The organism is Alkaliphilus crotonatoxidans (assembly GCF_054658015.1).
In genome coordinates, this window is record NZ_BAAHXS010000004.1 from 1,478,220 (window position 1) to 1,504,402 (window position 26,183).

Consider the following 26,183-nt stretch of genomic DNA (forward strand, 5'->3'; position numbering starts at 1 on the left):
ACCTGATTGAGAAAGGGAGCTATTTTCCCTTTCAATCGGGATTGCATAAACATAGAAGGGTGTGAGAGAGATGAAAATCAATTTAAAAGATATTTATATTCCTACAGGAAATGAGCAGATATCCATACCGACCTTGTGCAGCAGGGGGGCCATCGAAGGTATTAATTTTATCAGCATGAAGCATCGGGGGCTTATGGAAATCACAGGGGAATCCAGGGATAATCCTTTAATCAAGCCCTTCTTAACCGTCAATGGCAATGGCTGCCATGAAGTCCTACAATGGCAGCGCAGTGCCTATTGGATTCCCAGCTTCTATGTCAATTATCAAGGGGTGGAATGGAAGGGAGAAATCTGCGTTCCCACGGGGGAACGGGGATTTTACTACCAATTGGAGGCAGTAAACAACAGTCATGAGGTTAAGTCCATTGAAATGGGCCTTGAGGGATGCTGGTACAGGACATTACATACCATTAATGAAAGTAAGGCGGTACGGGCACTACCCACGGTTTTTGAAAGTGGGTGGAATGATTTAATTGTTTTTGAATTGCTTGGGGAAACCCCCCTCTTTGCCCTTGCTCCCATGACAGATATAGCCCTGGATTCAGTGACATGGCAGCAGAAGGAAAATCATGGCATCACCTACAGGCTGCTTAAGGAATTGAGCCTAAAGCCCGGCGAAGGGGCGAGAATTTGCTTTTACTGGGGGCTGGGCCTGGAGGAGGTGGGGGCGGCCACCGGGGCTAAGGAAATGCTTCGAAAGGGGTGGGAACAAGTGAGGAGAGAAACCACTAAATGGCTGCAGGAGAGAATTCAAACAACAGGCGACTCAAGGTTGGATGAAGTCATGAATTTAAATCTATTTTTCAACTTCTTCTTTGCGACGGGCCGTTCCCTTGATACAGAGGAGGATGTTCTGATGACCTCCCGCAGTCCCCGGTATTATGTTAGTGCAGCCTATTGGGATCGGGACAGTCTTTTGTGGAGCTTTCCCTCCATCCTGGTCACAGATGCAGGTCGGGCCCGCAGCATGCTGGATTATGTGTTTACCACCCAGCGAAAAAATATTGGAATCCATAGCCGCTATATCGACGGTACCGTACTGGAGCCGGGCTTTGAGCTAGATGAACTATGTGCCCCGGTACTGGCCCTGGATAAGTACTTGAGGGCCACCGATGATTGGGAATACCTGAATACTGCCCACGTTCAGGAATCCTTGAAGCAGATTATTCAGGAGCTGGAAAAGCATCGTCATCCCAAAATTTCATTATATGATACATTCCTGCAGCCCACAGATGACCCCATTGTCTATCCCTACCTAACCTATAACAATGTCCTGGTTTGGAAGGTATACAGTATTTTGAGCAGTCTTTACCAGGGAATAAGTCAAGGGAAGGCCCAATCCTTCCAGGGGCTGGCAGAACAGGTGAAGGCCGCAATCTATGAATACATGGTGGTGGATTATAGGGGGAAGAAAATTTTCTCCTGGTCGGTGGATTTGGAAGGAAACTTCAATGTATATGACGAGCCGCCAGGAAGCCTTCAGCTATTGTCCTATTACGGTTTTTGCCCAGCAGATGATCCAGTCTATATCAATACAGTGGCAACCATTCGGTCACCAGAAAACCACTATTCCTTTTTGGGATGTGAATTTGAGGAGTTAGGCTGTGCCCATGCCAACTACCCCTGGGTGTTAAGCATAGGCAACAGTTTCCTGGCCGGCCGAAAAGAACAGGCAAGGGATTTGGTACTAAGGGCCCCCATGGATGGAGGAATTGCCTGTGAAAGCATTGATCCCCATACAGGGGTATCCAGAACAGGCGAGCATTTTGCCACCTGTGCAGGTTTTTTAGCCTATGGAATCTATCATGCCTATGGTAAAAAAGGAGAGTAAGCCATGCTTAAAAAGCGATATCCGGCCATTGCAGTGCTGGGGGGAGAAAAAATTTCAGCCCTCTATGGAGTCGATAATGGAATCGTAGATTGGCAGGGGATAGGGATTCAGCATTTCTTTTATGAAAGCTATCAGTATGATTTAATTCATTCAGGCGTCACCTACCTCAAGCATTCCAACCATACGGTGGAGCTGGGAAATCGTAAAATAGACGGAAAAAGCCATCCCCTTCACCAGCATCCCAAAGAAGTCAAGACAATCGATGGCTATTTATATCAAACCCGTTTTCAATCCCAAAAGATTCGTGATATTTCCTGGGTAGAAGCGGTTTATGCTACCCAGGATAACGGTATTATCTTTGAAACAGAGGTATTCAATGAAGGTGAAGAACCCTATCCGCTGGAACTGGGGTGCTATGTTATTCTTAGAAACCCTGGGGCGGGCCGGGCAGAAAAAACTAATATGGACGTGCTATGGCAGGGAAGGGGCGGTGCCCTAAAGATCTCTCTCCAGGGGGCACAGGTATTCAATATCAATACAGAGGCCCCCACTGGCTTCATTTATCGGACCTTGCAAATGCTTCGAGGGGGATACCCTGATACCTCAGCCCTTCAAGCTAATACCTTTATTGGAGTCACCATGGGGCGTCATGTCAAGGTGCCTCCCCATGGCTCTGTAAGGGTCAGGTGGGGAATAGCAGCCAGTGGCAGTATTCAACAGCTGCAACGGCATCGATGGGATTGGCAGTACGAGAGAAAGAAAGCATCCCGGTATTGGCAAGGCTGGATAGAAAATGAAGTTTATCAAAGATTAAAGCCATCAGGCGATGTAAAATGTCACTATGAAGCCAATTTAGTAGCCATCAAGGGGGCCATTCTAAATGGCTTTGTTCCGGCTGATATTACAGGGCACTATTTTTCCCATGGTTCTCCCTGCTACTATGCCAGGGATGCCATGATGATTGCCAGGGCCTTTTTATTGAGTGGTCATTACTCGGAGGCTAGGGATATTATCAATTATCTAATTCAACGGCCCACCAAAAATAATAGTGGCGAATTTTATCAACGCTATAATGCCCTGGGGGAACCCAGTGAAGGAGCCAACAATAACGTACCCCACCAGTTGGATTCCCAAGGGTATTTTCTAAGAAATATATATACCTATTTTCAAAGAACGGGCCAATGGCTTCTGTCATTGGAGCAAGTCAAGCCTTATGTCGAGGTGCTTCGGCAATGTATAGGGCCTTCAGGCCTCGTTGGGCCCGAAGGGGGTGTCAATGAAGGGGTTTTTGGCCCAGCCTATATTACTTCCTCAAATATGTTTATTTACGGAGGACTAATGGCTGCAATTGAAATGGCCAAAATCCATGGGGAACCAGATACCGCAGCCCAATGGAGGGAAATGGCCGAGACAATTGATGGCGGCATTCAATCCACCTGGGTAGAAAGAGAGGAACGCTATGGCTACGGCTACGTGCTTTATGGCCCGGAGATCGTTAAAAAATATGATACACCCCAATACTTTGGCACTTTATATGGCTACCCCATTAATGAAAGGGTTGCCCAGAATAATGAATTCTTTCTAAAATACAGTACATTTTTTGAAAATGGAATTGGCTATACCGAGCAAGAATACCATCATGGCCCCTGGCTCTTTAATACCGGAGCCTGTGCCCAATACCAAGCCTTGGTAGGAAAGGTTGAGCAATACCTGGCGAAGTTAAACTGGATGATGGAACATTCCAATGGATATGGGCTCATGCCCGAGGCAATTGATGCCGAAAATGAAGACCATGCCTTTATTAATCCCCTTACCTGGGCCTGTGCCGAGTTTGTATCTACCGTTTCAATTCTGGCAACGAAGGATGGCTTTAGGCCGGGGAAACTAAAGGGCTTTGATGGGATTGTTCAGGAGGTGAAATAAAATGAAGGCAGTTATCAACCTGTTTCAAGGTCACTTCCATCAGCTTAAGGGAGACCTTGAAGGTTCAAAAAAATTGCTCCATCAAGCCGTCATTACTGTTTTTAAAGAAAAGCGCTTGCCCGAAATGGCCCTATGGCTATGGCTGCTGTCAGAGCAGGTGGAGCGAGGTCGGGAAAGGGCACTTGTGACAGCTTATCGACCTTATGTCGATTCAGCCATCTCAAGGGTAATGGAAAACTGGCATAAGCCTTGCCCCCCACTATTTGAAATGGATGAGCCAAGGCTATATATGGCCAATCTGGGAATTTATTATGGTGCTTTAAGTGGTGCCAAGGGAATAACAGGAAATCAAGAAATACAAAAAACCTTAACAGACATCAGAGACAGTGTATTTTCCTCGGGGCTTTCCGGGGGAATGGTGGTTCGGGCCCCAGAAATAAAGGTCGCTTCCCCAGATCTTTTATTAGCTGTGATGCCCTTTGGACTTTTGTCGCCGGAGGATTTGGTCATGGTGGAGGCAGTAAGGGAAATGGAAGCCCGACTGGTGGCCAGAAATCAGATCTCCCCCGTTGGGGCTGCATGGCTGGCCTGGTACTATTTTGAGAAAAAAGACATTAAAAAAGCAAAGGACTATATAAACCTGACTGAAGAGCTAATGAAGGCTTCTTCAGGGGATGAAGCTGAGCTGGCCCGGGTAATTCTAAAAATCGTACTTTGCTATATGGAGGCTACCAATAAGCATAACGGGGCCATACAAATTATTCATACTCCCTTTGGCAACGGCAGCCCCTATGAGGCATTAAAAACCGAAAGGGTGCCCAGGGAACCCCAGGCGGGGGAGCAGGTAAAGGTCTATGTACAAATTTGGCCTGAGCTGCCGGGTATCAAGGTTGATGCAGTAGTGAAGACCAATCACCGCCAGTACAAGGTTTGCTGTCAGCCGATAGAAAGAGATGGAGAAAGGCTTTGGGAGGCCACGCTGGGGAATTTTGATTTTGACGAAACGGTAACCTATCAATTGGTTGTTGTAGATGATAAGCAAGTGGTGGAAACGGGGGAGGTATATACTTTTCAACCCTTTAAGGTTAATGGACTGGCCGCCATAGCCGGACATTGGGTTACAGAAAATACCCTCTGGCTACGGGGAAGGGATTTATTAGATTTATCCCCTATATACCTGGGAATATCGGAAGAGGAAGGCTCATTGAAACTACAGTCAACAGTAAGACCTCCTTTAAACAAAGATATTTCTCAATCCCGGGGGAACCGGGGAAGAATGGGAAGCTTAGGATGGGAAGAAGCATCTGAATATATCCAGGTGTGGCATGAAGGGTGGCGATTGCAAATTAAGAAAAGCCCCTTTCAAGTTCAGCTAGTGGATGCCAGGGGAAAAACCCTATTGTCGGGTAACAAAGCTTCTCCGGTGCTGCAGTGGTGGGTAAATGGCAGGGGAGAAGCCATAAGGGCCTCCTGGCACTTGAATACTCCGCCGGAGGAACACTTCTATGGTCTAGGAGAACGCTACAACTCCTTTACCCATCGGGGGGAAGAATTGGATTGCTACGTATATAATCAATATCGAGACCAGGGGAATCGTACCTATATGCCTGTTCCCTTCTATATTAGCTCCAGGGGCTACGGGCTGTTGCTAAAGGAGTCCTATTATTCAATTTTTGACTTTGCTAAAGCATCACAGGATTTGCTGAAAATACAAACCGATTTAGACCCCGCTGGTGGTGACATGACCCTGTTGATTTTTCCTGGTACTCCCAGAGAAGTGTTGGGGCAGTACACTCAACTGTCAGGAAAACCTGCACTGCCTCCCCCCTGGGCCTTTGGACCATGGATGTCAAGTAATAACTGGGATCGGGATTCAGTCGTCAGAGAGCAGGTGGAAAAGGGCAACGCCTTGCAAATTCCCAGTACCGTCCTGGTGTTGGAGCAGTGGAGCGATGAAGCAACCTACTATATCTTTAACGATGCCCAATATCAGTTAAAGCCAGGGCAGGATTACTTCAGCTATGAGGATTTTACCTTTCCCTCATGGGGAAGATGGCCTGACCCCAAGGGGCTTATAACGTATCTCCATGAAAATGGCTTAAGGGTAATATTATGGCAGATACCCATTCAGAAATATTTAAATCGACAGGTACATCCCCAAAAGGATGTCGACGAAGCCCACATGCTGGAGGCAGGCTATGCTGTAAAGAACCATGATAATACCCCCTACCGAATACCGGAGGGCTGGTTTACCGGAAGTCTTTTAATGGATTTTTCCAATCCCCAGGCAGTAGAATGGTGGTTTAATAAACGGAAATATTTGCTGGAGATCGGTGTGGACGGTTTCAAAACCGACGGGGGAGAATTTGTCTTTGGCAGGGACCTTCAGTTCTATGACGGAAAAAGGGGGATGGAAATGAGGAACCTCTACCCCAATGCCTACATTGAGGCCTACTATCGCTTTGTAACAGCATACCGTAGGGGAGATGGTCTAACCTTTAGCCGGGCTGGGTTTACCGGGGCGCAAAATTATCCCGCCCATTGGGCAGGGGACGAAAGATCAACCTTTGAAGCCTTTCGGCATTCCCTAATAGCAGGATTAACCTCGTCCCTTTCAGGTATTCCCTTCTGGGGCTGGGATTTAGCAGGCTTTAATGGAGACATTCCTTCCTGCGAGCTGTTTGTTCGATCGGCCCAAATGGCGGCTTTTTGCCCCATTATGCAATACCATGCCGAGAGCAAGGGGGAATTTAATCAAGACCGTACCCCATGGAATATTGCAGACCGTACAGGTGATCACAGGGCCATCGAGGGCTATCGTTTTTATGCCAATGCCAGAATGAATCTATTGCCCTATCTCTATGTTCAGGCCAGAAAAACCAGTGAAACGGGAATTCCCCTGATGAGGCCGCTGATGCTGGAATTTCCCGAGGATGAAGCTACCCATACAATTTATGACCAGTACCTGCTTGGCGATGACCTGCTGGTAGCCCCGGTCATAGAAGCCGGGCAGACAGAAAGAAAGGTCTATTTTCCCCAGGGGGAATGGGTAAACCTGTGGGGAAATGAAGTGATAAAGGGGCCCCTATGGAAACGGGTAAAGGCTGAGCTGATGGAGATTCCTGTTTATGCACGAAGGGGCAGTGCTATTTTGACCAATTGTGACGAGTCCTTGCGCTTAGGCGCTTGGGTGGGGAACGATATTCAATGTTACCACGTACCCGCTATCAGGCTTTATTTAAAGGATCAAATGGAGGCAACCCTTCAGGATCATCTTTCCCAAAGATGGCATATTAAGGCTTTTAGGGAACAAAAACAGTGGCATATTTGGCTTGAAGGGGCCAGGGGAACCAAAATAATGATTCCCTACAGCTTAATCAATAGCGATGAAAGCATTGTCATAAATCAGAACGTTAAATACATAGAGAAAATACCCGTTCAAAATGGTTATTATGTTATTTCTCTTCCAAAGGAGGATGAAATATAAATAAAGGTGGTTTTCAAAAGGGAAGAATTCAAATTTGAACAATGAAAGGAGAGGTTACACATGTTGAGAAGGTTAATCAGCAGAAAAAGGGGGATTTCAATCATTGTTTTCTTGGTACTGTTCCTTTCTGCGGGAGTCAATGTCCATGCCATTGAAGGGGTATGGCATCATCCCTATGGAATAGACGATCTGTACAATATTGAAGCAACAGAGCGATTCCCCAGGGACCCCATGGCAGGGGAAAATGTCTACATTAAAATGAACACCTGGCCGGTGGAATTTGGCCAGGCCACCTGGATTACCTGGACAAAAAATGGTGTCAGCCAGCCTATAATCAATGGAGGGTGGAAGTATAACAGTGATAACAATTCCTACTGGGAGGCCGATCTGGGAAAATTCAACAAGGGAGATGTAATCAGTTATCGCGTTCATGCCAATCAGAACGGCACCAATGAAAAGGTTGTTGGTCCCTTTGAATTTACCGTAACCGATTGGGAATACGTCAACAGCGTCAATGGCTATACCGACAAAGGGAACCATGTAATGCTGGAGGCAGTAGCAAATACGGGAAGCTTTACTCCGATAATCAATATTCTCTTTACAGATGAAGATGTACTTCGGGTTCAGTTGGCTCCCAATGGCAGTGGACCCTTTGCAACGGGAAACAACAACTATACCCTTGTTGACAAGGGAAGCCATTATATGATTAGCACATCAAAATTAAAGGTAAGAATCGATAAATCACCCTATCGTATGAGTGTGTACGATCAAAACAATAACCTGATTACCCAGGAATATGACAGTACCCTTCAGCCCACAATGGGGTGGCTAACCAATGGAAATTCAATAATTAATCAAGTTCAAAACAGCTTCTATACCCCAACCAATGAAGAGTTTTACGGCTTCGGCGAACGATACAATGACTTTAGAAAAAGAGGTACTGAAGTAGATACCTATGTCTATAACCAATACTTAAACCAAAATGAACGAACCTATATGGCTATTCCCTTTTTCATCAACACCGGGGGATACGGTTTGTTTTTAAACAGCACCTATTATTCCAAATTCAAGCTGGCTACGGAACGCAGTGACATGTACAGCTTTACGGCCGATACCAGCGGCAGCATAGATTCTATGCTAGATTACTACTTGATTTATGGAACAGACCTGAAGAATGTAGTATCTAATTATACCACCATCACAGCCAAGCCTGCTTTATTGCCTAAATGGGCATTTGGTCTATGGATGTCGGCCAATGAGTGGGACCGGCAGTCAGAGGTGCTGGGGGCCATAGAGCAGGCCAACAATCACAATATACCTGCCTCTGTAATTGTATTGGAGCAGTGGAGTGACGAACATACCTTCTACATTTTCAATGAGGCACAATATACACCAAAGCCAGGGGAAGAGGCCCTTACCTACCAGGACTTTACCTTCCCGGCCAACAGCAAATGGCCTGACCCAAAGGGGCTGGTAGAGAAGATACACGACAATCATATGAAGGTTTTATTATGGCAGATACCGGTTATGAAATATACCTCATATCCCTATCAACAAAGGGACAACGATGAAGCCTATATGATTTCCCAGGGCTATGCAGTCGGTGACGGAAGGGGTGGGGCCTATCGAACCCCATGGGGAACCTGGTTCGATAATAGCCTGTTACTGGACTTCACCAACCCGGCAGCGACCCAATGGTGGATGTCAAAAAGGGCTTATCTGCTGGATGACTTGAAAATTGACGGCTTTAAGACCGACGGTGGAGAAATGGTTTGGGGCAGATGGAATACCTTTAATGATGGCAGAAACGGGGATGAAATGCGAAACCAATATCCCAACGAATATATCAGAGCCTATTATGATTTTGGAAAATCAAAGAATCCAGAGGCAATCACCTTCAGTCGAGCGGGGACAACGGGCTTGCAGCAATATCCAGCCTTCTGGGCAGGAGATCAGGATTCAAGCTTTAATGCTTATCGTCAAGCAATAATGGCTGGTATGACCGCCAATATTTCCGGGGTACCCTTCTGGACATGGGATTTAGCCGGCTTTACAGGCAACTATCCCTCAGCAGAGCTATATAAACGATCTGCCTCCATGTCAGCCTTTATGCCCTTAATGCAATTCCACTCCGAAAAGGCCGACCCATCGCCAAGTGAAGAGCGGTCTCCTTGGAATGCCGCCGCAAGAACAGGGGATTCAACCATTATCAGTACCTTTAGAAAATATGCCAATGTAAGAATGAATATTATTCCCTATCTTTACAGTGAGGCTAAAAAAACCAGCGAAACAGGTGTACCCTTAATGAGGGCAATGGTATTGGAATACCCCCACGATACCAATACCTATGGTTTAACAGAGCAATATATGCTCGGCGATCATCTTTTGGTGGCTCCCATCGCCCATGAAGGGGAGACCATTAAAAGTATTTACCTGCCAGAGGGGGAATGGATTGATTTCTGGTGGGGTGTCCCAAGGCCTGGCAAAAGAAGCATCGACTATTATGCCGGAGTTGATGATATTCCGGTATTTGTAAAGGCAGGAAGTATTCTGCCCCTAAATTTGAACCAGCAATACGAGCTGGGAGGCAATATAGGAAACGATCTGATCCAGTATACCAATTTAACCTTTAGAATTTATCCTTGTGGAAATACAGCCTATGATTGGTATGATGATCTGTCTGGAGCAGTAAAGACAATTACAGCTACAGAGGCCTATGAAGAAAGCATGGTAACCGTGTCGCTGCCGGCCATGGATACGGTCAGTACCCTACAGGTATTTACTTCAAAACCGGCATCGGTAATGGTAAACGGCTCCCAATTAAACCAATACAACAGCAAAGACCAGCTCATTTCAGCCGGCCAGGGATGGTACTATGACTCAACTGAGGGCTTTACTTATATCAAAACTGCCCCAGGAGCTGTTAAAACGGTTATATTAAATGAAGTCAATAAAGCAGCCCATTACAATTCGATAAATGTAAAATAAACAAGGTTAAGGGGAGTAACTAGAAAGGTGGTTGAATTAAATGCTTGCTTATCAATTGGGAATAGCCAAAAAAATGTCTGTTATGCTGTTACATGTCATCTTTTTTACCATGGTGTTAACCATACCAACGATACCTGCCCATGCCTATGTCGAGGCCCTGGGCAATGTAATCGATGTCTATACTTCAGAGGATTCCTTGACCCTGGTCATTGACAATGGTTCTGAGCCACAGGACGATTTACTGGAAATCCAGGTGCTAAGTGAAAATATTTTAAGGGTAGATTATCGGCCCAATGGCATCAGCCAGAGTCCCGGTACCCCTATGATTGACCCCAATAAAACCTGGGAGGGGGTTGGGGCTTCCATTGATATTTCCGGTGACCCAATCATTATTACCACTTCAGAAATGAGGGTGGAAATTAGCAAGTATCCTGTCAGAATGACCTACCGAAAGGCCGATGGCACCCCCTTGCTGTGGGAACCCCAATCGGGGGGGATATTCCACGACGGTGTCAGGCTTCAGCACGCCACTGGAGATAATATCTATGGAATCAGAAGCTTCGGTGCCTTTGAAGAGGCCGAAGGAATATTAAGAAACAACAGCAATCACCCGGCCCATGCCGGAGAGCAGGGAGATGCCGGTGGCCCCTTTATGTGGTCCACCTCAGGATATGGAATTTTAGTTGACAGTGATGGTGGGTATCCCTACACAGAGGATTTGACAGGGAAATTAGAGTTCTATTATGGCGAAACCCCTGTGGAGGGAAGACGTTATGTTAAAAATAATGTGGAGTACTATGTGATGATTGGGGAGCCTGAGGACATTATGGAGGCTTACTTTGAAGTAACTGGAAGGGCACCTATGCTGCCTAAATGGTCTCTGGGATTTATGAACTTTGAATGGGATATGGATCAAAATGAGTTAATGGAGCATGTGGATAATTATCGAGCTAAAAATATTCCCATAGACGGATACGCCCTAGACTATGATTGGAAGCGGTATGGTGAAAACAATTATGGAGAATTCAGATGGAATACAGCTAATTTTCCCGATGCCGCCACCACTTCCCTGAAATCAACCATGGACAGTAAGGGAATTAAAATGATTGGAATTACAAAGCCCCGTATTGTTACCAGGGATTTAAACAATCAGCGAACGATTCAATATCATGATGCCGAGGCAGGGGGATACTGGTATCCAGGCCACAGCGAATATACAGACTACTTTATACCCGTCACAGTCAGAAGCATTGACCCCTATTCGAAGGCTACCAGAAGCTGGTTCTGGGAAAGCTCTATTGATGCCTTTGATAAGGGAATCATAGGCTGGTGGAATGATGAGACAGACAAGGTTTCCTCCGGCAGTGCCCAGTTTTGGTTCGGAAACTTTACCACCACCCATCTTTCCCAGGGATTTTATGAAGGGCAAAGAAGCTATACCAACGATAAAAAACGGGTATGGCAAACCGCCAGAACCTATTACCCGGGGGCCCATCGTTATGCTACTACCCTTTGGTCTGGTGATATTGGCATACAATACCATAAGGGAGAAAAAATCGATTGGGCAGCGGGTATGCAGGAACAGACAGATGTCATGCTTTCCTCCATCAACCTGGGACAAATGAAGTGGGGAATGGATGCCGGCGGCTTCAATAAGCAGGATGGAACCATAGATAACCCTACACCTGAGCTCTATACCAGATGGATGCAATTCAGCGCCTTGACACCGGTATTTAGGGTTCATGGCAATCATCAACAGCAGCGCCAGCCCTGGTTCTATGGAAAAACCGCCGAGGAGGTCTCCAAGGCTGCAATTCATTTGAGGTATTCTTTCATTCCCTATATGTATGCCTATGAAAGGCTGGCCTATGAAAAGGGATTAGGCCTGGTAAGGCCGTTAATCTTTGATTACCCGGAGGATGAACATGTTAAGAACTACACCGATGCCTGGATGTTCGGAGATTATTTACTGGCGGCCCCCGTCATTCATCAGGAACAGACCAGCAAAAATATCTACTTGCCCCAGGGAACCTGGATTGACTACTTTAGAGGTAATACCTATACAGGGGGACAAACCATCCATTACCCGTTGAATTCAGTTAGCTGGACCGATATTCCCCTGTTTATTAAAAAGGGTGCCATTATTCCCACCCAAAGGGTATTGGACTATGTGGGTCAAAGTCCCATTACAATGGTCAATATTGATGTATTTCCCGATGACCAGGAAACCAGCTTTACCTACTATGATGATGATGGTGACAGCTATGGTTATGAAGCAGGTCAATACTTCAAACAGCCCATAACCGGCCAGGACCTTGGGGCAGCCGATACCTCTGTGAAAATAAAGGCTAAAGAGGGAAGCTATTTGCCGGATGTTCAATACTATTTAGTCAAGGTACAGGGCAGGGGGGCAACCGATGTAACCATCAATGATGGCCCTATAACAGCTTATCAGAACCTTGAGAGCTTGAAGCAGGCCAATGGCGAAGGCTGGGCCACCGGCAGAGAAATCTATGGCGATGTTACCTATATTAAGGTGGAAGCTGCCAAGGCCTATGATAAAAATATTAGTATAACAGGCAATACAACCGCTTTGACCGACTCCCTTCAGTACGAAGCAGAGGAAGCCTCCCTTTCAGGAAGGACCACCAATGAAAGGGCTGCAGTAGCCAGTAATCATCCAGGTTATTCAGGCACGGGCTTTGTAAATGGCTTACATCATAAAGGGGCAGCCGTTACCTTCTATGCCAATGTGAAGACGGCAGGTGACTACCCAATCGAAATTGGCTATGCCAATGGAACGACCTCCGACCAAACCCTGGGCATATACGTAAACGGTCAACGGGTTAAGCAGGCTGTCTTTAGCAATCTTTCCAGTTGGAGCGATTGGGTCACCAAAGAAGTGATACTGCCCTTAAATGCCGGTCAAAACATTATCACCCTGCAAAATGATGAAGCAGCCGGTGACACAGGAAATGTTAATATTGACTATATTAACCTTCCCTTTAATCCGCTGCAGGCCAAATATGAAGCTGAAGCTGCCAGGCTTTCAGGAGGAGCGGGCATGAATCAAAATCATGGATTCTATTCAGGTACAGGCTTTGTGGATGGCATAACCAGTGTTGGGGCCCGGGTAGAGTTTGAAGTATGGGTACCAGAGTCAGGAAGCCATCAGGTGGCTTTAAAATATGCCAACGGCACAGGCAGTACAAAAACATTAAGCACCTATCTAAATGGGGTGAAGCAGAATCAGATTAGCTTACCTAGCCCCGGTAGTAACTGGAGCACTTGGAATCAACTGATTCAGACCGTACCCTTGAATGCAGGAAAAAATACAATCCGTTATCAGTACGATTCAGGAGACAGTGGAAATGTGAATTTAGACCGTATTCTCGTTTCTCATACAGAAATTATGCCTTCTGAATCAGAAAAAAATCTGCTGGATAATCCAGGCTTTGAGAGAGAAGCTAGTTTACCCAGCAATTGGACAGAGTGGCACCCCAGCGGTCAGAGCCTGGCCTATGGAATAGACAGCGGTTCTGGTGTGAATCCCCCGGAAGCTCCCATTAATGGCAATCAAAGGGCCTATTTCTATGCCGCAGGTCCCTATCAGCAAAGTATCCATCAGGTAATCAATGTGCCAGAGAATAATGCCTACTATTCCCTTGAGGCATGGGTCAGGCTGAAAAATACCACTCCCCAGGTTGCCAGGGCGGAAATCATGGATTATGGAGGTGCTCCAATTTACTACGATATTCATAAGGGCGGGATTTGGAAGCTCATAACAATTAAAGATATCTATGTAACCAGTGGGAAAATAGATGTAGGGTTTTATGTAGATTCCCCGGGAGGAACCACCCTGCACATTGATGAGGTCAGGATAATTAGGCAGGAATAATGAATCAGCCCTTCAATCATGGTTATTTCTTGTTGACATATCAATATTTTTTGATTATAATGCAAATAATAATATTAAAGCGATGATTAAGACGAGTAGAAACAGTGACTTTGCTATAGCGAGTCGATGATGGTGAGAGATCGATGCAAAGGCTGTTTTGAATGGACTTATGAGTGCTGGCCGAATTAAAGTAGGTTAAGACGGCTTTCCTCCGTTATCGGGAAAGGCTTCAGAAAATGAAGCTGTAAAGAGGTGTTTAAAGCACAATTAGAGTGGTACCACGGAGAATAGTCCCTTCGTCTCTAGATTAACTAGAGGCAAGGGGCTTTTTATATGTAATCAAAAAATAGAGGAAGGTGACTAACAATGGAAAGCAAGCAAAAAATCATTTTCAGCGGGGCACAGCCAACGGGCAGCCTAACCCTGGGGAATTACATCGGAGCAATACAAAATTGGAAGGCCATGGAAGCTGATTATCAATGTCTATATTCAATAGTCGATTTACATTCCTTGACGATTCGCCATAATCCAGCGGAATTTCGTAAAAATTGCCTGTCTTTTTTAGCACAATATTTAGCCTGTGGCCTGGACCCTGAAAAGAATATTATTTTCTTTCAGTCCCATGTGCCCCAGCATGCAGAGCTGGCCTGGGTGCTAAACTGCTATACCTATTTAGGTGAACTGAATCGAATGACCCAATTCAAGGAAAAATCAGAAAGACATCGGGATAATATCAATTCAGGACTCTACACCTATCCTGTTTTAATGGCAGCCGATATTTTGCTGTATCAAACAGATATTGTTCCCGTAGGTGAAGACCAAAAGCAGCATTTAGAGCTGAGCCGAGATATCGCCATACGGTTTAATCAAATATATGGAGAAACCTTCAAGATACCAGAAGCTCATATCCCTAAAATGGGGGCCAGAATCATGAGTCTTCAGGAGCCTGACAAAAAGATGTCTAAATCTGATGAAAATGTAAATGGCACGATTTTTCTAATGGATTCAGAAGACCTTATCTTAAAAAAGCTGAAAAAATCAGTTACCGACAGTGAGAATCTGGTGCGTTACAACGATGAACAGCCAGGCATTAAAAACCTCATTATAATTTATTCAACCATCGGCGGTATTTCAATTGAAGAGGTGGTGGCCCGCTATGATGGCAAGGGCTATGGGGCCTTTAAAAAGGAACTGGCAGAATTGATGATCGATACATTAAAGCCCTTCAAGGAAAAGTACAGCAGCTATATGAATGACCTGGATTATTTGGAAGGAATCTATAAAAGGGGAGCCGAAAGGGCCATTGAACTGGCCGAGGAGACCATGAAGAAGGTAAGAAAAAATATAGGTTTGGTGACAAAATAATCAATACAGGGCCTTCACTGTTCAGTGAAGGCCCCAAATATGTGTCTTATGTCTAATTACGAATAGAAAAGCCCGCATTTTCAATACTTGTCTTTAGCTTATCGATGTTATTACTTTCCACCCTTAAAATAATCTTCACCACATTGGTTGAAACCTGGGGATTATCCACAATAAGGCTAATGATATTGCCCTCATTTTTTGAAATAAGCTCCGTTAAAACCGCCAGTCTTCCGGGCACATCATAGGTGTTTAAAACCAGCTTGTAGCCTTTGTTAATGCCAAATAATTGAGTATAATGCTTGAAAATTGTCTTGTGGGTAATGATGCCCATAAAATCTCCCAGCTCATTGTTGACTGCCACAAAGGGAGTATTGGTTTCAGCTAAAATTCTTGCTGCTTCCTCCACCTCGTTTTCCAGGGTGATATGGGGAATATCCCTGCGGGCTATGGTAATGACCTGTTCATCAGAATTATTTTCTGCAAGCATTTTTTTAAGTATTTGCTCCCTCGATACAACCCCTATAAATTTGTTGTTTGAGACAACGGGTAAAGATAAAAAATTGTTTGATTCCAGTATAGTCAGTGCATCTTTAAGATTTAGACTTCCGTCAATCAGTGTCAGGTTTTCCTTTGCTAATAAAAAGCTTAGTGAAATCATGGCAGACCTCCTTATCAATTCGTGATATGCTCTGCATTATATATATGTATATCCATTATAGTTATTGATAAGCAGAATATGCATTGTTTTGAAAAAAATGTTATTCATAATAGCAGATAGACGGATGATACTATAACTGAGGTGATGAAAAATGGCTAACCGCAAAAGAAATGTTGTACCCGAGGCTAGACAGGCCTTAGATTCCTTTAAAGAGGAAATTGCCCGGGAACTGGGCCTGGAAAACCACACCAGGGCAGGCTATGTGGGTGGTAACATGGTGAAAAAAATGGTGCAAGAGGCAGAACAAAATTTGATAAGCAGAGATACAGAGCGGTAAGCAAAATGGGAAGCCAGGAGCAATCTTTGCTTCCCATTATATTTCCGATGGCTTTGAAATTTTCTGGAATATATATATTTGGATTGTTTTAGCATTGACTAAAGGGGCTTTAGAGGTTATCATTTTTGATAAGGACTAATTTGCCTAAAATTTTGTACCTGTGGTTAAGTAAAGGATGTGATGCCTTGAAGCATACTGGAATTATTATATCATTTATATTTTTTGTGCTCTTTGGAATAATGGCAGGCAGTCACCTGAATGCCAATATAAAGGTGCAAGAAGACAATTACAATGCTAATCGTGAAACCGAGACCCAGGAAGTGTCTGATATTATAAAAGCCAATGAAGAGATGAAGCAGAGAATAGAAGAGCTGTCTGCCCAGGTTGAGGCCTATGAAAAGGAATGGGCTACTGAGAATATTATTTTAAAAAAGCTCAAAAGCGATGTGAATCACTATAAAATGCTCTCGGGCCATAGCCCTGCAGTTGGGCCGGGGGTTACAGTTATTTTAGAGGGAGTACTGGAGGAAAACATTGCCCCTGTCATTGAAGGCAACAAGTATTTAATTACCCTGGTCAACGAGCTGAAGTATTTTGATGCGGAGGTAATAGCAATTAATGGACAGCGTTTAACGGCCCGAAGTGAGATTGTATTTGCAGGAAATCATATTAATATTAATGGTGTACCCATTGCGCCACCCTACCAAATTCAGGCCATTGGCGATACCAAAAAGCTCCAACGATATATAGAGCATGGTACCTTTATTTTTGAGATAATGAAAAATAATGGAATTCGTTCAACGATCCAATTTGAAGATGAAATTAATATTCCAGCCGTTGTTCGGGAAAAGCCTATAGAATTTTTGAAGGCTGTAGAGAGTAATTAACCAAAAAATAACAGATCCTAAAAGGATCTGTTATTTTTTACTTTGTAAAAACGTGATTCCCTATTTTTGTCTCGGGCTGCCTTTGAAAGCTCCATGCCGCCGTAGCAATGGAGGGGTTATAGAAGTAAAGGCAACCATCGGTGGGATCATGGCCCATTATTGCTTTAGCCGCTGCTGAAAAAGCAACATCATCAGGCTCCAGTTCAAATTGACCATCATAAAGGGAAGAAAATTGATTTGGTTGATAAATTACCTTTTCAATGCTATTAGGAAAACCAGGTGACTCAACCCGATTTAAAACCACCGCACCTACAGCAACCATCCCCTCAAAGGATTCTCCCCTTGCTTCTGCATGGATAATTTTGGCCAGATAGTAGACCTCCTGATAATGATAACCAAAGAAATATTGGCTATTAACGGTGCCTGAGTGAGGGAGCCATGGCATAGGTTTCCTGGGGCTCCTCCATAATTAAGAAATCAGACTCATAATCCTTATAAGCATTGATTTCTTTGACCCCTGGTAAAGAAAACAATAGGGTAATCGAAAGCATTACAAACAATTTTTTCATGGTTATTACCTCCCTATAGCCTACGAGGTTAGCTGACGGGTTAGGCTTGGGAATAGCCTTCGTTTAAAACGATTCACCCCAATTGATCGGGTCCCCCGCAGTTTTATTTTAAAACTTTCGGCTAAATCTATTTTTTGTAGTTTTTCAAAAAATATAGAGGTAATTATTGAAAAAAAAACAGGATTATTGAAAATTAAGGCTTAACAAACATTCTGAAGAGTATTCCTACAAAGGTGTAAATAACCATGACCATTACTGCCCATAATAGAAATGAGGAGAAGGTAGGCTGGCGATTTCTTAAAATAATTAAAAAGGCTGCTACAATTAAAGAAGAAAGATATGTATCATGATTTCTGATGGTTGTACTAAATTTCCGCCCCATGAAGATTCGATCAATAATTGAAAAAATAATAAAGGTTTTAAACCACTCAAAGAGTAGATTATATCCAGCATATAAATAACCCATTAAAGCTCCTCCTAAAATTTACTCCTTCAAATATTGTAACCGAAAGCCCATGAAAAATCATTAAAATAAGAAAATTTATTCAATGACAGAACAATTTTTTTTAAATATAATCAATGGGAGAACGATCACCGAGGGTGGGGCATAGGATTAAATAAAGTTATGAAATGGGGTTGTTAATAAATGCTATCGCTTCCAATCATCCTATTAAGGCTTGTTTTAGCAACTATTCTTGGGGGAATTATTGGGGTGGAACGGGAAAGTGCCAGAAGGGCGGCTGGCTTTAGAACCCACATATTGGTTTGCTGTGGTTCAGCGTTGGTCATGCTGCTGTCCCTTTTTATGTACGAATCCTATCGAAGCTATACCAATATTGATCCTACCCGTTTGGGAGCTCAGGTAATCAGTGGAATTGGTTTTTTAGGAGCAGGAACCATTATAAAGGATGGCAGCTCCATCAAGGGCTTAACCACCGCTGCCAGCCTTTGGGCTGTGGCCTGTATCGGCCTGGCCCTGGGGGCAGGTTTCATAATGGGCGGCCTCATAACAACCGCCATCGTTTTAATTTCCCTTAGAGTTTTTTCCAGGGTTGAACGGTTAATTCCCAATAGAAAAAATGCCATTACATTTCAATTTAACCTTGAAAATAGGCCAGGACAAATAGGCAGAGTAACAGAGGAGCTAGGGAAAAAAGGGGTTTCCATTGTACAAATATCCCTGGAAATGGATTCAGAGGACAGCCAATATGCACTTTTAACCACCATCGGAAAGATTCCCGGCCATTTAGCCAAGGGTGATCTTTTAAAGGATTTAGGAGAGCTGCCAGGTGTTAATGGAGTGAAAATTTTATAATTAGATTTATTAATATGAAAAACACTTAAGCGTAGAGCGGTACGGTTAAGGCTAAGAATGTAGATCAATATGTGAAAAATAGGACTTGATTCATAATTTTGAGGAGAAAATCAACTATGAAGGAAGTATAGAATTAGTGTTCTTACGAGGGGCATGATAAATAGACAAACTGTCCCTCATTTTCTGTAATAATAAAATAACAAATCTTCCATACCATATTAATTGATTACCAATAAATAGACAATTATGGTAAAATAAAGATAAGGTAATCGGGAAAAGCAGGGTGTTGGTTGTCACCTCATTTCAGAAATGAAAGGAGGTGGTGCGGATGGAGGCCTATCAGGCGATCTATTTAATGATTGCATTCGGTACGTTTCTAATATCGCTTATCTCCTACTTAGATAGGAATAACAACCAAAAGAAATAATCACCCTGCACGGCCATGCAGTGTGATTAAGTAAAATATCCCTTATGGCAACCGCACCATGCGGTACCGATTACCTTTTTTTATATTATATCATAGTGTTGAAAAATATAAACCCATAAAAAGTAAATAATCTAAACTTCTTTCAAATAACTCACATAAATGAAGTAATCACCCTGTGTTGGCTACTGCATTATGGGGTACCGATTACTTTTTTCATTTAAATCAAAGTAAAGAAATATTAACCCATAATGTAAATTTGAATTACATTTAATCAAGGTTTTACAGCTAATAGTTCTTTTTTGCATTTGGTATATAATGACCATTTATCGCCCTTTGCTTCTGGAAGAGGGTACTAAGCAGATTAAATAGCACTTCTCCTAGAATAATAGCTGCAATCACATCTAAAATAACATGCTGCTTTATAAAAAGGGTAGAGAGAATAATGGTAAAGGCAATGCTGGAAATTACCAGCTGATTTAATTTATTTCTAATGTGGCTGTGCCTAATTCCCTTAAACATTAGATAACTGGTTAGAACGTGGATGCTGGGAAAACAATTAAAGGGTTGATCGGTAGCATATACCCATCCCACCATTTTAGTTAAAAGATCCTCGCCTGCCAGTAAAGGCCTGGATACTGTAGTCTGATAGAAAAAATACACGATATAGCAGACCAGAAGACCTAAATTCGTAGAAAGTAATGTTTTGTAATAAACTTCCCGATCTTTTAGGCAAAAATAAATAAAGGTAGAAAATATAAATAAATACCAGGCCAAATAGGGAATAACAAATACCTTTAGGAATGGGATTGCCTGATCTATATTTGTCATAAGAGTGCGGGCGCCTCTTTCTCCATGGTTTAAAATGAGATAGAAGATATTGATAATGGGAATAGAAATCATAAGGCATAAAGCCATAATATCTTTTTTAATCGGTTTCATTTTTATCGCTCCTTTTATAATTGTTATCGTTTATGTTAAAGGAGTGATCTTAAGGATTGATTAGAATATTCTTAAGATTTTTTTAGAATTAAATTAAAATTGGTTTAGGCACACTGGTTAACCGAAAAAATCTAGGGACCTCGTTTTAGTCTGCTTTTTTAATAATACCCTAAAAAAATAAAAAGTCAAATAATTGGTTATTATATCCTTTGTTCTATGCTTCACTGTCGATTATACTATTATTAGAAAGCATTTCCTTCTATGGAGAATATTATTTATAAAGAGAGGATAATTATATGTTCAATCAAAAAAATATCAAAGCAGCTTATATTTTATTGCTGATCGGTATGTTTGTTCTTACAGCCTGTACCCAATCAACCTCCCAACAGGGCCAAAATAGTGTTAAAACTGATGAAAATGGTGAAATTACTGCTTATATTTTGGAACTCAATATAGAAGAGAACTCATTGTTAATAGACCCTGTAGAGTGGCTGACTCCAGAAGATGAGGAGCGATTGAATGAATTGAATCTGAATGCTGCCAGAGACCTTCCCACTGGTTTCAAGGTCCACAATGAAGTAGAAGAAAAGGAGTCCTACCCACTATCGACCGATGCAGATTTGTACATTTTAGACTTAGAGGATCTGCCGAGGGAGAAGAAGGTCGATAAAGAAGAACTGGCTGTCAGAATAGACTACCAGCCTTCTCCTTATGTTTTAAAGATACAGGAAGGAACGATAATAGAGGTTCGAGAAAGATATTTACCATAGTGTTGATTTCTAAAAATAATAACGTGATAAGCGGTGTTGTTACTGATACATTTTCATACAGGGTCACTTTGCCTTTGGGTAGAGTGATTTTTTTTCTTTTTTGAACACATTATTGAGCAGTTCATACTAAAAATATAGAGATAACAACATAACAAATTTTTAAAGGGCTACCTCCTTTTTTGATATAAATAAGACAATAGATTACATTATTGTATTTAATATGATAAAATAATGTCATTATCTACTAGGGCGTGTCTGAAAACCCACTCAAGGGCATCTTTCACCGCTTTTTTGTCCCACGCAGCGTTGCTTTTTCTTGACGTACTCCTGGTATGCCTTCAAAAAAGCGCCTTGCTTGGAACAAAAATTCAGTAAAATCTGCACCCTTCGGAGTATTCAGACACACCCTAATCAGGAGGTGTTAAATTTGAAAAAAAGTAATTATTGAAAAATTGCAGGAGATTGAAAAAAATAATGAGATCAAAATACTCTATGCAATTGAGTCGGGCAGTAGAGGCTGGGGATTTGAATCAAAGGATAGTGATTACGATGTAAGATTCATTTATATTCATAAACCGGAATGGTATCTTTCCATACAAGATCGTAGAGATGTCATAGAATTACCGATAGACAGTTTGTTAGATATTAATGGTTGGGATATCAGAAAATCATTGGTTTTATATAAAAAGTCTAATCCAACTTTACTTGAGTGGCTGAGCTCTCCAATTATATATAAACAGGAAACTACTTTTGTGGATCAATTAAAGGCCTTACTTGGACAATATTTCTATTCAAAGACCTGTATATACCATTATCTGCACATGGCTCAAGGGAATTATCGTGAATATCTAAAAGGTGATATGGTTCGAATTAAAAAGTATTTCTATGTACTAAGGCCGATTATGGCCTGTATGTGGGTTGAAAGATATGGAACTCAGCCACCCATGCTATTTGAACAGTTATTAGACTCGCTTCAATTAGATAAAGAGCTTAGAAAAGAGATCGATAAGTTACTCATTCGAAAAAAAGCAGGGAAGGAAATGAATGAAGAAAAGCAAATAAAGATAATTAACGAATTTTTAGAAGCGAAGATTGAATATTTTAGCATTTATGTAAAAAGCTTGAATATTAGATCGACAAGTAATATTGAAGAGTTAGACCAACTATTTCGAAATATTTTAAAGGAAGCCTGGGGATAAAATCATAACAGTAAATCCTGTTTCTAGGTGAAATACCATAAAAAGGTATTAAAACTGATAAATAAAAGGTAGGTGACAAACTAAATGGAAAATAAAATAACTCCCAACGGAGATAAAAGGGGGTCTTGAAATTGAAGCTAAAATTTTCTAAGGCTAGCGCTATTGTGATGGCAATACTTTTTCTTGGAATTTTAGTTTTGTCAATTGAGCTGGTTCAGTTAAGCAAAACTGTAGAAACATTGAGGGCAGCTGAAATGACGGCAGGTTCTTCTTACGAGACAATCAAAAACATAGGGGAAATTCAGGCAGACATGATCAATCGTTTGAATACAATAGAAGAACATCTGCCCAATGAAGATCTGCAGCAATTTATTAATATCACTCGAATTGAATACAGCCGACTGCAGGATTTAATATATAAAGTCTTGCAGCTAGATAAAATTAGTGGTGAGATTGTAGAGGCTGAAATCGACAATGAAATTATTATAACCGTAAAGAAGACAAATAAGGATGGTAAAGAGGCCGGAGAAGCAATTAAGATAACTTTATCGGATGACTTTACAGCCTTTATGGCAACGGAATTGACCCTGGTACCCGTTTCAAGGGATGAGTTTTTGGCGGTATTGGAGTCGGATTTAGCCGGTGGTTTTCAACAGACCTTTACATTTATCATGGCTAATGGAAAGGCTGTACAAATCTATCAGGGAGATAATTGAAAAATATCAAATACTATCCAGGATTGATTGCAAAAAACTTGTTTTTATTTCTGTGAAAAGATTTCAACGCAAGCTTACCATAATGGGTCAATAAAGCCTTCCTTTATTCCAGCTCAACCCAAAGAGGGCTATGGCCTATATAGGGCAGGAACTTGTTCAAAATGTCATCTAATTTAATTTTCAGGCTGGTTGTGTTAATACAGGGGTGGCAGCCCAAATAGGGCTCCTTTAATATTTCACGGTCAATGATTAACTGAACCGCTTTATCTGTATCATTCATTAACGATAAAACAGTGGCTGAGCCTGGAGCCACCCTTAGCAGTCGTTCCATATCCTGGCTTTCACCAAAGGATAGTCGAGAGGAGTTGATTTGCTTTGAAAGCTCCTTTGTTCTAAACCTTTTTTCCCCTGGCATCAGTAATAGATAAAAGCGGGTCTTCTGGGTGTTGCACAGAAACAAATTTTTACATAGCTTAATCCCCAACCGCTGGTCAACCTGCCTGCAGGCCTCAATTGATGGGGTGGCGTCGTGGTCTAACCGCCAGTAGGGAATGTCAAGGTCGTCAAGCAGGTCATAAACAGCCATTTCAACGGCCAGCCTCCCTTCCCCATCTGGTTTGGTTGTGTAAAGGGTTGAGTCAATCCAGATTTCTTCCATGTTAATATCTCCTGTTCAATCATCGAGTATTTTGTCTTTAGAATATACTATTTATTTTATCCTATTGTAGTGGATTCTTCAATTGAGTCCAGATAATAAAGCAGGAAAAAGGCCAGGGGGTTATCCCCTGGCCTTGACAATTGATTGTACATAGCTCTTTAGCTGATCATCATCCCTTTGATTAATGATTCGAATAATTTCACTTCCTATAATCACACCATCGGCACCATTTTCAATGACCCTTTTCACCTGATCAGGATGGTGAATTCCAAAGCCGACCTGAATGGGAATATCGGTAAAACTCCGTATTCGCTGCATGGTGTTAAGATATCCCTGGGGCAATGAACCCTTTCCACCGGTGGTGCCATGGCCTGACATGACGTAGGCGAAGCCTTTATTATGGGCCAGTCTTTCCTGAATGACTTCATCAGACATGTCCTCATGGTAGATCTGTACAAGCTTTGAGTCCTCATCCCGGGTGGTAACAAAGTGGTCGGGACAAAGGATGAGGTCGTAGAGCTGTGTCTTTTGCCAATCAAGTAAATGATATTGATTGATTCCCTCGTGATAGGATAAAATGACAATAGGCAGCTTTGGGTATCTTTCCCTCAGTTTTTTTAATGATGATACCAACATATCTTCATTAAAACCCAATTCTATGGCCCGATGGTGGGTATCGGCAATGGTATTGCCATCAAGACAAGGGTTTGTAACGGGTATGCCGATTTCCAAAATATCCATACCTGCTTCAACCAGTATATCAACATGCCTGAAAAATTCTTCCACACTGGGATACCCCAGGGTTAGATAGAGGGTAATACATTTGGTTTGATTCTTGAAAATTCTATTAATATTTTCCATTATCCAATTAACCCCAATAGCCACCCAAGAATCGGGCCGAAGAAGGTATAGTCTGTTTCACTCAGCACCCGCATGATCGGTTCATAGGCGCCAATATAGGGAAGCAGGAAGGCCTGCCCAAAGATTAAAATCAAACCATTTATAAATGAACCTACAATTGCACCCCTTCTACCCCCTGTGGAATTACCAAAAATAGCTGTTATTGCTCCGGTGAAGAAGGTAGGGATTAAGGCTGGAAACACAATAACAGGATATTTAACAATTCCCAGAACCAGCATACCAATTAAGCTTGCCACCAGACTTGTCAGGAATCCAACAATAACAGAGGTGGGGTGGCTGGGGAATAATAGGGGAATATCTAACCCTGGTACGGCATTGGGCACCAGTCTGTCTGAAATACCATGGAAGGCTGGAATAATTTCAGAAAGCATCATACGAACCCCTGTAATAATAACGGTGATCCAGAGCCCAAAGGTTAGACCGTTTAAAATTGAAAAGATAACAATATCCTTTCCATCACTGAGGTTATTCATAACAAAATTTGGCCCTGTAATTAATGAAATAATGAAAAAGATTATCGTCATGATTACACTTAAGGCAATGGTGGTTTCCCTTAAAAAGCCTAAGGCCTTTGGAAGCTTTATGTCTTCCAGGCTTTTGTCCTTATTCCCCACCAGTTTACCCGCCTTTGCAGCAATCCAGCAGCCGATTGAGCTGGAATGGGCAATGGTAAAGCCTTCACCACCGGGTACGTCCTTCATTAATGGTGCCATATAGGCGCAGGTAAAGGTTAAATAAAGTCCCAGCAGGATAGAACCAATTACAGTAACCCAAAGGGGAGAAAGGCTTGTTCCTACCGTTAACAGGGCTGCGATTAATCCCGCATAAAAGAAGGAAACATGGGCTGACAGATGGATATACTTGTATTTTGTAAAGCGTGCCAGCAATATATTGACGATAAAGCCCAGGGCAAATATGAGGGTGGCAGAGGCCCCAAAGGCTGCCATACTCGATCCGATGGCTGTATTAAGATCTGTCAGATTCGCCTCAAGGCCGAATACATGCTGAAGCATAGATTGGATCGGCAGCAGGGTTGTACCCATGCTTTGGGCCCCAGTTGTGATGAGTAGAAATCCTACCATGGTTTTAACGGTACCGGCCACAACATCACTGAATTTCTTTCTTTGGGCCACTAACCCCAACAGGGCCACCATACCAATAAGAAAGGCTGCTTCGCTTAATACGTTGGAAATAATATACATAATAATGTTCATAAGATTACCTCCTTATATATT

21 protein-coding genes, 1 riboswitch and 1 other annotated feature are annotated in these 26,183 nt (G+C 42.6%); of the genes, 13 read left to right on the plus strand and 8 right to left on the minus strand.

The window, feature by feature from the left end; translation table 11 throughout:
* Positions 1-70 precede the first annotated feature (70 nt).
* The 6 genes from ACYQ1I_RS09625 (at position 71) to trpS (ending at position 15,552) form a co-directional block, all read left to right on the plus strand.
* Positions 71-1,891: a glycoside hydrolase family 125 protein gene (locus ACYQ1I_RS09625; protein WP_459764698.1), complete on the plus strand. Its 1,821-nt coding sequence runs from the start codon at positions 71-73 to the stop codon at positions 1,889-1,891.
* Between the two features lie 3 nt (positions 1,892-1,894).
* Positions 1,895-3,814 carry a glycoside hydrolase family 15 protein gene (locus tag ACYQ1I_RS09630; protein ID WP_459764700.1) on the plus strand — a complete coding sequence of 640 codons (1,920 nt, stop codon included), beginning with the start codon at positions 1,895-1,897 and terminating at the stop codon, positions 3,812-3,814.
* A gap of 1 nt (position 3,815) precedes the next feature.
* A complete protein-coding gene (locus ACYQ1I_RS09635; protein ID WP_459764702.1) occupies positions 3,816-7,301 on the plus strand; it encodes a glycoside hydrolase family 31 protein in 3,486 nt (1,161 codons plus the stop codon).
* 60 nt (positions 7,302-7,361) lie between these two features.
* The gene (locus ACYQ1I_RS09640) at positions 7,362-10,289 is read left to right on the plus strand and encodes a TIM-barrel domain-containing protein (RefSeq protein ID WP_459764704.1); all 2,928 of its coding nucleotides are present in this window, start codon (positions 7,362-7,364) and stop codon (positions 10,287-10,289) included.
* 40 nt (positions 10,290-10,329) lie between these two features.
* Complete coding sequence (locus ACYQ1I_RS09645) at positions 10,330-14,187, plus strand: TIM-barrel domain-containing protein (RefSeq protein WP_459764706.1); 3,858 nt, start codon at positions 10,330-10,332, stop codon at positions 14,185-14,187.
* 73 nt (positions 14,188-14,260) lie between these two features.
* Positions 14,261-14,494: a binding site (T-box leader), on the plus strand.
* Positions 14,495-14,553: 59 nt separating this feature from the next.
* Positions 14,554-15,552 (plus strand): tryptophan--tRNA ligase, encoded by a 999-nt coding sequence (gene trpS, locus ACYQ1I_RS09650; RefSeq protein WP_459764707.1) that lies wholly within the window; start codon positions 14,554-14,556, stop codon positions 15,550-15,552.
* A 52-nt stretch (positions 15,553-15,604) separates the two neighbouring features.
* Here trpS and ACYQ1I_RS09655 read toward each other — a convergent pair whose 3' ends face one another.
* A complete protein-coding gene (locus ACYQ1I_RS09655) occupies positions 15,605-16,210 on the minus strand; it encodes a CBS domain-containing protein (RefSeq protein WP_459764709.1) in 606 nt (201 codons plus the stop codon).
* 151 nt (positions 16,211-16,361) lie between these two features.
* Between ACYQ1I_RS09655 and ACYQ1I_RS09660 the strand changes: the two genes are divergently transcribed.
* Together ACYQ1I_RS09660 and ACYQ1I_RS09665 are read left to right on the plus strand one after the other, a co-directional pair.
* Positions 16,362-16,547, plus strand: a complete 186-nt coding sequence (locus ACYQ1I_RS09660; RefSeq protein ID WP_459764711.1) for an alpha/beta-type small acid-soluble spore protein — start codon at positions 16,362-16,364, stop codon at positions 16,545-16,547.
* A gap of 224 nt (positions 16,548-16,771) precedes the next feature.
* The gene (locus ACYQ1I_RS09665) at positions 16,772-17,434 is read left to right on the plus strand and encodes a DUF881 domain-containing protein (protein WP_459764713.1); all 663 of its coding nucleotides are present in this window, start codon (positions 16,772-16,774) and stop codon (positions 17,432-17,434) included.
* A 37-nt stretch (positions 17,435-17,471) separates the two neighbouring features.
* Here ACYQ1I_RS09665 and ACYQ1I_RS09670 read toward each other — a convergent pair whose 3' ends face one another.
* From ACYQ1I_RS09670 to ACYQ1I_RS09680, 3 genes are all read right to left on the minus strand, one after another.
* Positions 17,472-17,879, minus strand: coding sequence for a cell wall hydrolase (locus ACYQ1I_RS09670; protein WP_459764715.1), 408 nt, complete (start codon positions 17,877-17,879; stop codon positions 17,472-17,474).
* Positions 17,848-18,003, minus strand: coding sequence for a hypothetical protein (locus ACYQ1I_RS09675; protein WP_459764717.1), 156 nt, complete (start codon positions 18,001-18,003; stop codon positions 17,848-17,850). Before ACYQ1I_RS09675 ends, ACYQ1I_RS09670 begins: the two co-directional genes overlap by 32 nt.
* Before the next feature lie 2 nt (positions 18,004-18,005).
* A riboswitch (cyclic di-AMP (ydaO/yuaA leader) is annotated at positions 18,006-18,136 on the minus strand.
* A gap of 60 nt (positions 18,137-18,196) precedes the next feature.
* Complete coding sequence (locus ACYQ1I_RS09680; RefSeq protein ID WP_459764719.1) at positions 18,197-18,469, minus strand: hypothetical protein; 273 nt, start codon at positions 18,467-18,469, stop codon at positions 18,197-18,199.
* A 180-nt stretch (positions 18,470-18,649) separates the two neighbouring features.
* Between ACYQ1I_RS09680 and ACYQ1I_RS09685 the strand changes: the two genes are divergently transcribed.
* The gene (locus ACYQ1I_RS09685; RefSeq protein WP_459764721.1) at positions 18,650-19,318 is read left to right on the plus strand and encodes an MgtC/SapB family protein; all 669 of its coding nucleotides are present in this window, start codon (positions 18,650-18,652) and stop codon (positions 19,316-19,318) included.
* Between the two features lie 328 nt (positions 19,319-19,646).
* Positions 19,647-19,745: a putative holin-like toxin gene (locus tag ACYQ1I_RS09690; protein ID WP_459764723.1), complete on the plus strand. Its 99-nt coding sequence runs from the start codon at positions 19,647-19,649 to the stop codon at positions 19,743-19,745.
* A 285-nt stretch (positions 19,746-20,030) separates the two neighbouring features.
* Here ACYQ1I_RS09690 and ACYQ1I_RS09695 read toward each other — a convergent pair whose 3' ends face one another.
* Complete coding sequence (locus tag ACYQ1I_RS09695) at positions 20,031-20,684, minus strand: phosphatase PAP2 family protein (protein WP_459764725.1); 654 nt, start codon at positions 20,682-20,684, stop codon at positions 20,031-20,033.
* A gap of 296 nt (positions 20,685-20,980) precedes the next feature.
* Between ACYQ1I_RS09695 and ACYQ1I_RS09700 the strand changes: the two genes are divergently transcribed.
* The 3 genes from ACYQ1I_RS09700 (at position 20,981) to ACYQ1I_RS09710 (ending at position 23,369) form a co-directional block, all read left to right on the plus strand.
* Positions 20,981-21,454: a hypothetical protein gene (locus ACYQ1I_RS09700; RefSeq protein ID WP_459764727.1), complete on the plus strand. Its 474-nt coding sequence runs from the start codon at positions 20,981-20,983 to the stop codon at positions 21,452-21,454.
* Between the two features lie 440 nt (positions 21,455-21,894).
* Positions 21,895-22,653 carry a nucleotidyltransferase domain-containing protein gene (locus tag ACYQ1I_RS09705; RefSeq protein ID WP_459765334.1) on the plus strand — a complete coding sequence of 253 codons (759 nt, stop codon included), beginning with the start codon at positions 21,895-21,897 and terminating at the stop codon, positions 22,651-22,653.
* 131 nt (positions 22,654-22,784) lie between these two features.
* On the plus strand, positions 22,785-23,369 hold the full coding sequence (locus ACYQ1I_RS09710; RefSeq protein ID WP_459764728.1) for a hypothetical protein: 585 nt from the start codon (positions 22,785-22,787) through the stop codon (positions 23,367-23,369).
* A gap of 103 nt (positions 23,370-23,472) precedes the next feature.
* Here the strand turns inward: ACYQ1I_RS09710 and ACYQ1I_RS09715 are convergent, their stop codons facing one another.
* The 3 genes from ACYQ1I_RS09715 to ulaA form a co-directional block, all read right to left on the minus strand.
* Complete coding sequence (locus ACYQ1I_RS09715) at positions 23,473-24,027, minus strand: prolyl-tRNA synthetase associated domain-containing protein (RefSeq protein WP_459764730.1); 555 nt, start codon at positions 24,025-24,027, stop codon at positions 23,473-23,475.
* A gap of 120 nt (positions 24,028-24,147) precedes the next feature.
* Positions 24,148-24,888 (minus strand): tryptophan synthase subunit alpha, encoded by a 741-nt coding sequence (gene trpA, locus ACYQ1I_RS09720; RefSeq protein WP_459764732.1) that lies wholly within the window; start codon positions 24,886-24,888, stop codon positions 24,148-24,150.
* Positions 24,888-26,162 (minus strand): PTS ascorbate transporter subunit IIC, encoded by a 1,275-nt coding sequence (ulaA, locus tag ACYQ1I_RS09725; protein WP_459764734.1) that lies wholly within the window; start codon positions 26,160-26,162, stop codon positions 24,888-24,890. Before ulaA ends, trpA begins: the two co-directional genes overlap by 1 nt.
* Between the last annotated feature and the right edge of the window lie 21 nt (positions 26,163-26,183).